Here is a 12,151-nt window from a genome sequence, read left to right as displayed (position 1 = left end):
CTTACGCATCTCGTAAACGCCAACGACACCAAGGAGCCAGCGTCATGCCGAAACGAACCCCACCAGAGATACTCTCATGCCAGACGGTTGCAAAATCCAAACTGTTTGCTGTGGAAGCGCTCGACCTTCGTTTTTCCAATGGTGAGCATCGTACTTATGAGCGTATGAAGCCAAGTGGACGAGATGCTGTAATGGTGGTTCCTGTAACAGAACATGGCGATTTATTACTGGTGCGTGAATACGCCGCTGGAACTGAACGTTACGAGCTAGGTTTCCCAAAAGGGCTGATTGACCCAGGAGAAACACCACACCAAGCTGCGGATCGTGAGTTAAAAGAAGAAATCGGCTTTGGCTGCAATCAGTTAACCCCGTTGAAACAAGTTATCCTCGCGCCATCTTACTTTTCGAGCAAAATGACTCTATTTTTAGGACAGGCGCTTTATCCAGAGAAGCAAGAAGGCGATGAGCCTGAACCACTGGAAATTGTGCGTTGGCCACTTGCGCAAGCCGAAGAGTTATTAACTCACATGGATTTCTGTGAAGCACGAAGCATCACAGCGCTAATGTTGGCACTGAAACACTTACCAAACACCACTCACAAGCATAACCAATAACGGTCATTAGAACCGAATAACACTGTGAGTAAGGACTATCACTTATGCCAATGACAAAAGATCTATCTCACCTACTTCCTCAAGTCATCGAGATTGCCCGCAGTGCTGGGCAAATGATCCTCGAAATATATGAAAAGAAGCAATACGAGGCCTACACCAAAAGTGACGAAACTCCCGTAACAAGTGCAGATATTGCAGCTCACAAGTTCATCACTGAACGCTTGAGTGATCTGACGCCTGACATTCCCGTGTTGTCAGAAGAAGACGCAGACATAAGCTTAGAGCAACGCGCTCAGTGGGAACGTTATTGGTTAGTCGACCCTCTTGATGGTACTCAAGAATTCATCGCTCGCAGTGGTGACTTTGCCACTATTATTGCGTTGGTCGACAACAATCGACCAACCATGGGCGTCGTTTACGGTCCTGTATCTGGCGTGACTTACTACGCTTATAATGGCAAAGGCGCCTGGAAAATTCCCGACATGTCGGACAGCGTCAAAATCCATACACACAAACACGAACAGCCAGAGCAAAGCATCGCAATTGCTATTAGTCGTCGCCAAGACATCAATCGTATTACTAACCGTATGAGCAGCGCCTGGAATTACGACTTAATACCGCTCGGTTCTGCGGCATTGAAAGCATGCCTCGTCGCGGAAGGGGCGGTAGATTGCTATCTCCGACTAGGTCCAACAGGTGAGTGGGACACCGCTGCGACACAATGCATTGTTGAAGAAGCTGGCGGACGTATTCTCAGCACGCAATTAGAACCGCTGTCATATAACGAGCGGGAAACACTAGAAAACCCGAATTTTATTGTTCTTGGTGATGCGGATTTACCTTGGAATGAGATTTTACAACGCAAAGATTAAGCGCCCTATCGGTAAAATTTAGAGCACAAAATTCTAGCAATAGAAAGGCCACGAATATCTTCGTGGCCTTTTCTTTTTGACCTTCTGTACAGCACTTAGAGTATCTGGCCTGCTATGTTCCAATTACTTGCAAAGCTGAACAAAAGAAACAAATCGATTAAAAATCATGGCTTTAAACTTTCACTCATTCCCAATCAAGATCGAATGTACAGCGAATAGAGGTTTTAGCTTACGATGATCCAAAAGCAAAAAGAGCTGCACAATAGCAGCTCTTTTAAGATATTGGATTTTGTCACGATAGGTTAGAAGCGCCCTTGGTAATTAAACTCATATTGACCTTGAGCATTCGGCTTACCCAACCATTTCAGTTGCTCCCCCATGCTGGATGGGAACTCTGCACCAGGTTTGAACCACGCTTTGGTTGAGTACCGTTGATTAGGCATCAGTTCAGCGGAAAACGCCGCAGAGACTTGTTTGCTGCTCTGCTCACCAGTTGCCGTCAATACACTATCCTGACAGTTTATATCGGCAATCACAGGACCGAGATCTAAGCTGCCAACGGGGCTTTGAATACCACTGGCATTCCATACTAAAGTGCCTTCACCGTTCTTACACCAAGGCGCAGCATAAGTCGCATGACGAATATTCAGCTCAAGTTGCCCATCAACACCAACAGGCACAGGGAGGCGCGCTTGCTCAACAACTTTTACCGCCGGAATCGAGGCAACTAAGTTTTTGGCATAAGGGCCATCACTTAAGCTATAACCGACAAAACCGCGCCCACGAACGTCCATTTCACTACCACGACCAAAGCGCACAGCAAACTCAGCTTTACCTGTCAGTAGACTCGACCATTGGAAATCCCAATTAACTTCTCCAAGGTTCTGGCGCTGCCAACGAATACTAGCAGCTTGACCTTGCCATACCGAACCGTTGGCTCCTTGAATGTCAAGGCCTCTCACTGTTGGTGCTTGTTGTAACACCCAAGAGACTGGTAATCCCATTAAAAGACTGACTGAAAAAAAGACGATAAAGATAACAACGTAAAGTACTGCTCGCTTCACCTTAACCTCGCTTAAACTGAAGGCGGTTTACATCGATCATGCCCGCTTGCTCTGTTCGGTCGATATCTAAAAATTCGACTTCAATACCCTGTTGCTCTTTCAAGTAACGTAACCAATCCACTAGTTGATTAAACGCGAGTGGTTTGATCCACACTTGAACGCTCTCATTACGAGGTTGTACGCGAATCAACTCAACTTTATAACGACGAGCTGAAGAAGAAACCAACTGATTCAACGGTTGACTAGAGTAGCTCACACCGCTGCTTTTTCGCAGTGCAGTGATGCCATCCGCTTTATCTTGTACCCAAGCTAGCAACTGCTTTTCACTTTGAATACGTGACTGAGCTAGCTCCGCACGTTGACTCATTGGTTGTAATAAACCCCAATAAATAATACCGATAACGGCAATAGCGCCACATCCCATGACCAAACGCTGCTCACGCTGCGAGATGCTGCTCCACCAAACCTGAGCTTGAGAAATTAAATTTTTCATCATCACCTCACAAACGCTTCAAAACAAAGCTGCCAACCACAACGTTATCGCTACGGTTCAACTGACCTTGCTCAACATTAAACTTCTCTGCCAATTTCACACGAGCCTGCTCAAAAGGTTGGAAGTCTGAACTACGAGCCTGAATACGTACTTCGCCACGTTGTCCGTCGTATTTAAAGCTAGTGATCTCCAAGTCGCTGACCTGACCAAGCGTCGCGGGTAATGCCGCCAACCATGACAACATTGCCTGCTGACCACTTCCACCAGATAAGCGGCGCTCTTCATCATCCATTTGTCGTTTGAGGTAACTAACGGTAGGAATGCGTCGTTTATTTGGGAACACCTGGCGGAAAATACGCTCACTCTCCTCACGATACGCTTGAGCTTGTGCTTCGTACTTGTGGACCACGAGCAACTGCTGCGCAACCATGACGACAATAAGCACCCCCGCAGCAATGGTGGCTTTTTGCCAGAGCTTCCAGTATTTACCCCAAGAAGATTTCGGCTTGAAGATCCCAGTCAGCAAATTGACTTTGCTTTCTGTCACCCCCTTCGCCAGTAAAGCCATCGTCATTTCTTCTGGTTGCGGCTCCCATATTTCAGGTAACGCAGATTCCGGGACCGAGCTATAGCAATCGAGCTTCCAACCTTCATGATTTTGTAGATAAGAAGAGAGGTAAAGGTCTAACCAAGAAGCGTCGACAACCGCGCCCTCTGTCGCAGAGTGACGAATTAGCCATTGCTCGCCAATCATTGCAGCACTGCTGTGATCTCCACGAACCGGTAACGCAAGCACATCGGGTAAAATGCGTTTAATGGCGATACCTTGGCTTGAGAAACGTTGCAGTACAGTCTGAATCCAAGCACGTTCAACTGCGCAAATCTGCGCTTTATCCGCTTGTTTACCCAACACGCTAAAGTGCAGGCCATCAACGTCCTGAGCAACTTCGTCTTCCACTAAGTACGGTAACATCGCCTCGAATTGGCGTGTTGCACCAGGTGGTATATCCACTTGCGTCAGGACCACATCATTACTCGCCAACAGCGCCACAACTTGGCGCTGACCAGCATATGAGACCAATTCATCTAAGTGTTCCCACCCGGCGATTTCACCGCTAGCAATCACTTCCTGTTGATCTGTCGACCACACCACCCAAGGAATGGTACTTTGTTGTTCGCTACTCAGCCGAACGGTCAGAAACTCGCTCACTGATCCCTCCAAAACGACGGCGAACTACGGTCACCGTTTCTCTATTTGTACTTTGCAAAAGGCTTCGGATACGTACACGTGATTCATCCACCAACACTTGTGCATCCAATTCAAAAAAGGCGCTATCCACACCCAAATAGCCTTTGGCGTTTTTCTTTACATCTTCACTTAAGCCAGCCATTTCTGACTCTGCTAAAAATTCATCAATGCTATCCCACCCATCAAATGGGCGTTTTTCAATTAGCTGAATCGCATCACTACTGCTTAAGTTTGGTGAGAACATTGCCACCAAAATCGGAGCTTGCTCAACATCAATCGTATTCACGTTTAAACGCCAGTCATCACTTGGTAATGCACAGACCAGCGGCTCCAATTTTTGGAAAATTTCACCGCTCACCTGATAGACAGCCCGTAACTCGGAAGCATCTGCCATCCAACCATTTGATGCCAAATAGGAAGGTTTCATCGCTTCATATGTGCTGTCTTCAACCCCAGTAGTCGAACGGACAGAGTCATCAGCATCAATGTATTCCCAAGTAGAGTCTGCAATGATTTCTGCTTGATATGGCTCGACATCCAACTCTTCTAATAGGCGCTGCAATACATTCACTAAATATGGTCTTGTAATTTGCTGACCCGTTGGTTGCACACGACTCAATACATTTAGATTAAAGCACGCTTGCTTGTCTCTAATTCGTCCCGCCGCTTGACCATAATCTAACGGATAGACTTGCTCTTTTATCGCCCACGGTTGACTCATATTAATCGTGTCGGTGTCTTTATAACTTTGTTCGATACCCACTTTTGCTAGCGCCTCGACGCCAAGGCTGTACCAGTACGCTTGCTGGTAATTGATTTGATTAGCGCCTCGCTGAAACTGCAAGAACAAACGTTCCGACATACTGGCAGCAACCGTCGCCATAATCGCCAGCAACATCAACACTATAATCAAAGCAACACCGCGTTGACGGTTAACCATTATTGCTGTCTCCTGAACTTTCATCTTTCTGACTCAATGTGCCATCAGGAGTGAGATAAGTGCGGGCAATTTCTCCATAGTCTTTGAGAGTGAGAACAACAGAAACCGCTTTCGGCAGCGCTTTTTCTTCAGCCCACTCTTTTTTCCATTGCTTACCATCATAGAAACGCATATCAAATGACTCGACCTGCGTTAGCAATGGAGTAACAGTACCTTGTTGCCCAACCGGCGTATCAGGATAGCGCCACCATACTCGCTGCAGTGTTTCTTCTTTTAAGCGATAGCCAACCTTGGTTACTTCTCCACGAGGGAACTGCTGCTGAGGGTTGTGCCAACCTAAACGGGCAAACATCAGCCCTTTAGTATCGGAGTCCAACAGGTAATCGGACCAAAAAATTAGCCGGCTAGCAGGCTCTTCACCATTAGTACGTGTTTGACGCATCGCCATTTGACGAAAATCGTTATCCATCATCACCATGGCACGCTGAATTTCGTTTAAGCGTTGGGTTCGTTCTTGTGATAGCGCATTGCTACGCTGTACTTGCGATACCACTTGGTACGCAGCGACACTTAAACTGGCAAAGATGGCAATCGATACCAACACTTCAATAAGTGTAAAACCTTTTACCCTTTGGCGCGTATTTGCGCGGAGATGATTATTGCGCCACATAGCTTCGTACCGTTACTACAGGGCTCGCGCTTTTCTCTACCGAGACGCTCACATCAAATGCTTTCAGCAATGGCTGCGTCGTGGCGACTGGCGTGACTTTCCAGAACCAAGTGCGTCCTGCCAGCTCTTCTGTGCCGTTTTTCGCTTTGAGTTCTCCGGTATTCAACATCACATTTGCCATCTGATTATCCACAACCATGGCTGCAAACATTTTTTCTTCTAAATAACTGATTGTATTAATATGCTGGCTCACGGAGCGAATAACACTGATGGCAGCGGTGGCGAAAATTGCCAGTGCGACCAATACTTCCAGTAAGGTCATGCCTCTCGTCCGGCGATGACTCAAATTTGGGCGAGCTTGCTTAAAATTGCGCATTCTCATCCTCTTTCACTTCTTCGCCCGGAGCTAATAACAAAATTTGTCCACTTTCTTTGCCAATGACTCGCCAACCGTCATTAAAGGCATCACCATTTTGCGGAAAAAAAGACAGGGTAAATGGCGTGACTTCGGCGCTGGAAAAGATAAACACTTGCGGTGGCTCAATTTTCTTTTCGTCCTCTTCTTCTGCGAACATGTCTTCATCAAAAAGAGAACCTGGTTTGAATAAGCGCTCATCATTATCCCAAGCACCACCTCCGAGCTCGAGTTGTAGCGTAACATCTTCTTCTAGCTTGGTTTTGCTCGGAATCTGCTTTAATTTCAGAGGCTGCCAACCTTCTGAGGTTAAACTCAGTAGAGCGTAGGTCGATTTGGCATCATCCACTCGAACGCCAAAATCTTTACCGCTCAGCACAGCTTCTTCATTGAGCAGCTGTAAACGCTGAAAAAAGCTTTGAGCATACTGTTTGGAAAGATCTTTTTGGCTAGTCGGTAACGTCGAGATCACGGCCACAGCCGTAAGAGATAGCAAAACCAGCACCAATAGAATTTCTATCAATGTAAAACCGTTATGTTTTCGCATTTGTTTCATTAGTGCTGGCTTAGGCTCAATTATTGGAAGTCTTGCATGTTCCAGTTGCCAATATCTGCAGCTGGACCTTCTCCACCCTCTTGGCCATCTGCGCCTAGAGTGAAGATATCGATTGTACCGTTATCACCTGGGCTTAAGTATTGGTACTGGTTGCCCCAAGGGTCATTAGGAAGACGTTTGATGTAACCACCATCACGGTAATTGCGTGGCTCTGGGTTAGATGGCTTGCTAACCAATGCTTCTAGACCTTGGTCCGTTGTTGGGTAAACGCTGTTATCCAACTTGTACATATCTAGGGCATTTTCCAGCGCTACGATGTCCGTAATCGCTTTTTGTTGGTCAGCCTTCTCTTTGTTACCCAATAGGTTTGGAACAACGAAACTTGCCAAAATACCAAGGATAACGACAACAACCATCACTTCTAAAAGTGTAAAACCCTGTTGTTTACTACGCTTAAACTTCATTTTTTTCTCCGAAAGTTAGATTAAAGCCATGCCGTTAGTAGACACGTCTTAATTCGAAATTATCCGCTCATCAAATTATTCATTTCTAGCATTGGCATCAAGGTCGCCATCACAATGAACAACACTAATCCAGCCATTAATGCAATCAGCGCAGGAGTAAACACCCCCAGAGCAATATTGACTGTTGATTCAAAGTTTTGATCTTGGTTATCGGCAGCCCGCGTCAACATGCTCTCTAATTCACCACTTTGCTCACCACTGGCGATCATGTGTAGCATCATTGGTGGAAACAAGCGGGTTTGGTCCAACGCCTTACGCAAACTAGCGCCCTCTCGAACGTTATCCGCTGCAAGCAACACTTGCTGCTTCACATAACGGTTAGACATAACATCTACCGCAACGCGCATACCCTCGAGAATTGGAATCGCACTGGAAGTACAGATCGAAAGTGTTCGCGCGAATCGTGCGGTATTCAAACCTCGAGAGATCTTACCTATTAGCGGTAAGCTCAAGATTTTTCTGTCCCAAGCTAAGCGAAAGTCTGGCTTTTGCAACGCCAGTTTGAGGCCATAGAAAAGCGCCACCAGCACAACGAAAATAATCAGCCCCCAACCTTGCACAAACTCACTGGCTGCCAGTAAAAATTGCGTCGATTGAGGTAACTCTTGGCCCATCTGAATGATGGGTTCAATGATTTTAGGAACCACTGTCGCCAATAAGAACGAAACGATGACAACCGCGAATACCACCAAAACTACAGGATAAATCATTGCTTGAAGCAATTTAGATCGCATCTTTTGGCGGTTTTCGACATAGTCTGCCAAACGCTCTAATACGGTATCGAGGTGACCTGATTTTTCGCCCGCCGCAACCATGGAGCGGTACAGTTCATCAAACACGTGTGGGTAATCGGCAAAACTGTCGGCGAGCGGATAACCCTCGGTTACTTTCGAGCGAACCGCAGCCAACATAGAACGAATCCTCGGCTTTTCAGCCTGCTCAGAGACCGCACGCAAACACTCTTCCAAAGGCATTCCTGATTGGACTAGCGTAGACAATTGCCGTGTGATGAGTGCCAGCTCAGATGTCGAGATGCCGCGCTTAAAGCTGACTGAACCTGAAGACTTAGCCGATTTAGCTTTCGTCTCGACCACTTCAATCGGGATCATCCCTTGCTCTTTGAGTCGCTGGCGCACTTGTCGGGCGTTGTCCCCTTCTATCGTGCCTTTTTTATGCTTGCCTTTTGCATCTAGCGCTTTGTACTCAAATGCCGCCATTAGGTTTCCTTCGTCACTCGCATCACTTCTTCAAGTGACGTAATACCACGACGTACTTTGCTTAAACCATCACTGCGAATACTTGGCGTATGGGCGCGAACGGCTCTCTCAATTTCTTGTTCACCAGACTCTCGATGAATCAACTCTTGCACTTGCTCATCGACCATAATGAGCTCGTGGATACCTGTTCGACCTCGGTAGCCTTTTTGGTTACACGCTTCACAGCCTTTTGCTCGGTGCAGTTCTAACGGTTCATGCGCTTCCATACCAAACAGTTTTTTCTGTTCCGCATCGGCTTCATACGGCTCTTTACAGCTTGGACAAAGCGTTCGAACTAAGCGCTGCGCTAGCACCCCTAATAACGAAGAAGAAATAAGGAATGGCTCAATACCCATATCACGTAGACGCGTAATCGCACCCACTGCGGTGTTGGTGTGGAGAGTCGACATTACCAAGTGACCCGTTAAGGACGCTTGCACTGCAATTTGTGCGGTTTCTAAGTCACGGATCTCACCGACCATCACCACATCCGGGTCCTGACGCAGAATGGCACGCAAGCCGCGCGCAAACGTCATGTCGACCTTTGGGTTCACCTGAGTTTGACCGATGCCATCAATATCAAATTCGATCGGGTCTTCAACCGTTAGAATGTTGCGTTCGTTGCTATTGATCTCTTGCAAGCCAGCGTACAAGGTGGTGGATTTACCAGAACCTGTCGGGCCCGTCACCAAGATGATACCGTGAGGGCGGCCAATCAAGTGACGGAAGTTGTCATGCACTGAAGGGGTCATGCCCAAACTATGTAAATCAAGACGAGTCGCGTTTTTATCCAACAGACGCATTACCACGCGCTCCCCATGAGAGGACGGCATCGTCGATACACGCACGTCCACCGCACGACCACCGATACGCAACGAAATACGGCCATCTTGAGGCACACGCTTTTCTGCGATATCTAGTTTAGCCATAACCTTCACACGAGAAACCAGCAAAGGCGCTAGCTTACGACTTGGGGTCAGAACTTCACGCAATACGCCATCGACACGGAAACGAATCGAAAGGGTTTTCTCGAACGTCTCAATATGAATATCCGACGCACCTTCTTTGATCGCTTCGCCCAACATGGCGTTGATCAATTTGATGATTGGCGCATCGTCTTCCGATTCTAATAAGTCTTCATCATGCGGCAGTTCTTCAGCCAAAGAGAAGAAATCATCGCTATCAGCACCAATATCTTCCATCAACTGACGCGCTTCAGACGAGTCGCGTTGATATGCTTCAGTCAGCTTTTTATCAAAGGCTTCTTTATCGATAGGTTGCGGTACGAAGCTTTTCTTTAATACACGACGGACTTCAACCAGAGCCGCAGGGTTAAGCGGCTCGACATAGTAAAGAATAGGTGGACGCTCAGGATGCTCTGTCTCCAGCACCAGTTTAAAGCGGTTGGCAAAACTGAATGGCAGACGACGCATACTTGGCGCTGTGTCTAACATATCAACCATTAGTTGTTTTCCATTTGATCAATAAACGCTTGAATCTCTGTTGGGTGCTGACGCTCCTGGCCAAAGGCAGGCATAACCGGGATCTTCTCGTCAGCCATCAACTTCAAACCTTGATCCGCTTTGTAAAGCTGTTCTGCGCGAATAAAGTTGTATTTACGCTGCGTAATACCGTCGGCCGTCACACCATCGCGAATAATCGTCGGCTTGATGAACACCATCAAGTTACGTTTTTCTGTTTGCGTGCTAGTTGACTTGAACAGATGGCCAAGTACCGGAATGTCACCCAATAGCGGCACTTTAGACTCACTTTCAAGTGCGCGTTCATCGACCAAACCACCAAGAACCAACATCTGACCATCTTGGATCATGACAGAGGTGTTTAACTGTCGTTTAGCAAAGCGAACGTCAACCGCACCGTTTGCGCCTAATACGTTGGAAACTTCTTGTTCAATGTTTAACTGTACAGAGTCACCTTCGTTAATTTGTGGCACTACTTTGAGTTTGATACCGACTTCTTTACGGTCAACCGTTTGGAATGGGTTGTCGTTGTTTGAGCCAGCCGTAGAGCCCGTAATAACCGGAACCTCTTCACCCACAATAAATGATGCTTCGCCATTATCCATTACGGTAATACTCGGAGAAGATAGAATGTTTGAGTTGGAGTCAGAAGCAACAGCACTAATTAGCGCTGTCCAGTCACCCATGACAATACTCATTGCCGCACCATTTACTCCGCTAAGTGCTGACGCTAGCGTAGAGTAGTCACCTGATTCAGTAACATCATATGGCGTTCGTTCGCCATTAGAGTTGGTATAGTATTCAGTTCGGGTTTGATCTTTTGCTTCTTCTAGACCAACCATCACCTGACCAATCGGGGCTCCTGAGTTACCGTACTGAATTACAGCACCCGTTTCTAACGAACCCCACTGAACACCTAGGTTAATACCATCACCTTCAGACATTTCGACAATTAACGCTTCAATAAGAACCTGAGCACGACGAATATCGAGTTGAGAAATGACGTCTTGTAATGCCATCATAATATCTGGCGGCGCTGTTAAAACTAACGAGTTAGTTGCAGCGTGAGCAGCAATGACGACCTCACCACGCGATGCACCTGATGTTTTCTGACCGGCTTGCTTTTCAGCTTGCAGGTTATCGGAAACACCTTTCAATACATCCACCAAGTCTTCAGCTTTCGCATTTTTCAGGTACACAACTCGGTTGTTACCTTTTGTCGCCATTTCAACATCAAGTTGACGAATCAAACGTTTCAAGCGGGCTCTTACTTTTGGATCACCAGAAATTAAAATCGCGTTAGTACGTTCATCGGCCACAATTTTAGGTTCAAGGAACTCTGGCGTGCTTTTCTGATTCGCACTTTTATTCAGTGCTTCGACAATGCGTACCATTTCAGCAGCAGATGCATTACGCAGCTCCACCAATTCAATTTCTTTATCACCGGCTTGGTCAACACGCTTGATGATCTCTGCTAAGCGATTCACTACTGCCGCACGACCAGTAATCAAGATAATATTCGCTGGATCATAATGAACCACGTTACCGGCACCGGCGTTATCAATCAGCTGACGAAGTAGAGGAGACAACTCTCGAACCGACACATTACGCACCGCGACAACTCGAGTGATAACACTATCGCCTTGCGCGCTGCCATCACCTAACACAGGGATTGCTGAGGTTTTTGAGTCTTTTGCTTTGATAACCTTAAGTACCCCATTGTCCATTTCTACGACTGCGTAACCGTATACTTCAAGGACATTAAGGAAAAAGCTGTAGTATTGCTCTTCGTTAAGAACGTCATAGCTGCGGACATCGATTTTACCGCGTACTGAAGGATCAACAATGATGGTCTTTTCGAGGTTACGACCAACTATGTTGATGAATTCTTGAATATCAGTGCCTTTAAAGCTCGCACTAAATTCGTTTGCCATTGCACCTGGTACGCAGAGTAAACTTCCTGCTAGTAGCCAAGCACTTTTGCTGAACCAATGTTTCACGTATGTCTCCCTGAACT

At 46.7% G+C, this 12,151-nt stretch carries 13 protein-coding genes; 2 read left to right on the top strand and 11 right to left on the bottom strand.

Translation table 11 applies throughout. The features are described 5' to 3' along the window. The first annotated feature begins 44 nt into the window (after positions 1-44). Complete coding sequence (gene nudE / locus R7040_RS08370) at positions 45-614, top strand: ADP compounds hydrolase NudE (RefSeq protein WP_042522602.1); 570 nt, start codon at positions 45-47, stop codon at positions 612-614. A 44-nt stretch (positions 615-658) separates the two neighbouring features. Beyond that, on the top strand, positions 659-1,486 hold the full coding sequence (cysQ, locus tag R7040_RS08365) for a 3'(2'),5'-bisphosphate nucleotidase CysQ (RefSeq protein WP_005379308.1): 828 nt from the start codon (positions 659-661) through the stop codon (positions 1,484-1,486). Positions 1,487-1,788: 302 nt separating this feature from the next. Here cysQ and R7040_RS08360 read toward each other — a convergent pair whose 3' ends face one another. From R7040_RS08360 to gspD, 11 genes are read right to left on the bottom strand one after another with little or no spacing between them, the layout of a single operon-like run. After that, positions 1,789-2,550, bottom strand: a complete 762-nt coding sequence (locus tag R7040_RS08360) for a type II secretion system protein N (protein WP_017635007.1) — start codon at positions 2,548-2,550, stop codon at positions 1,789-1,791. A 1-nt stretch (position 2,551) separates the two neighbouring features. Beyond that, a complete protein-coding gene (locus tag R7040_RS08355) occupies positions 2,552-3,043 on the bottom strand; it encodes a type II secretion system protein M (protein WP_005383002.1) in 492 nt (163 codons plus the stop codon). Between the two features lie 7 nt (positions 3,044-3,050). Further along, positions 3,051-4,253, bottom strand: a complete 1,203-nt coding sequence (gspL, locus tag R7040_RS08350; RefSeq protein ID WP_025768306.1) for a type II secretion system protein GspL — start codon at positions 4,251-4,253, stop codon at positions 3,051-3,053. Next, a complete protein-coding gene (gene gspK, locus R7040_RS08345) occupies positions 4,222-5,232 on the bottom strand; it encodes a type II secretion system minor pseudopilin GspK (protein ID WP_005379302.1) in 1,011 nt (336 codons plus the stop codon). The genes gspL and gspK overlap by 32 nt, the downstream gene beginning before the upstream one ends. After that, positions 5,225-5,902: a type II secretion system minor pseudopilin GspJ gene (gene gspJ / locus R7040_RS08340; RefSeq protein ID WP_025768305.1), complete on the bottom strand. Its 678-nt coding sequence runs from the start codon at positions 5,900-5,902 to the stop codon at positions 5,225-5,227. Before gspJ ends, gspK begins: the two co-directional genes overlap by 8 nt. Next, positions 5,889-6,278, bottom strand: coding sequence for a type II secretion system minor pseudopilin GspI (gspI, locus tag R7040_RS08335; protein ID WP_017635009.1), 390 nt, complete (start codon positions 6,276-6,278; stop codon positions 5,889-5,891). The genes gspJ and gspI overlap by 14 nt, the downstream gene beginning before the upstream one ends. Further along, the gene (gspH, locus tag R7040_RS08330; RefSeq protein ID WP_044129564.1) at positions 6,265-6,864 is read right to left on the bottom strand and encodes a type II secretion system minor pseudopilin GspH; all 600 of its coding nucleotides are present in this window, start codon (positions 6,862-6,864) and stop codon (positions 6,265-6,267) included. The genes gspI and gspH overlap by 14 nt, the downstream gene beginning before the upstream one ends. Before the next feature lie 29 nt (positions 6,865-6,893). Next, positions 6,894-7,337 (bottom strand): type II secretion system major pseudopilin GspG, encoded by a 444-nt coding sequence (gene gspG, locus R7040_RS08325; RefSeq protein ID WP_005379298.1) that lies wholly within the window; start codon positions 7,335-7,337, stop codon positions 6,894-6,896. A gap of 59 nt (positions 7,338-7,396) precedes the next feature. Continuing rightward, a complete protein-coding gene (gene gspF / locus R7040_RS08320; RefSeq protein WP_025768303.1) occupies positions 7,397-8,614 on the bottom strand; it encodes a type II secretion system inner membrane protein GspF in 1,218 nt (405 codons plus the stop codon). Beyond that, positions 8,614-10,116, bottom strand: a complete 1,503-nt coding sequence (gene gspE, locus R7040_RS08315; RefSeq protein WP_005379296.1) for a type II secretion system ATPase GspE — start codon at positions 10,114-10,116, stop codon at positions 8,614-8,616. Before gspE ends, gspF begins: the two co-directional genes overlap by 1 nt. Next, positions 10,116-12,134, bottom strand: coding sequence for a type II secretion system secretin GspD (gene gspD, locus R7040_RS08310; RefSeq protein WP_005379295.1), 2,019 nt, complete (start codon positions 12,132-12,134; stop codon positions 10,116-10,118). The genes gspE and gspD overlap by 1 nt, the downstream gene beginning before the upstream one ends. Positions 12,135-12,151: the final 17 nt, after the last annotated feature.

Source organism: Vibrio sp. 1069 (assembly GCF_033340555.1).
The sequence above is the reverse complement of the archived record's forward strand: the minus strand, read 5'-3'. Positions and strand labels throughout refer to the sequence as shown.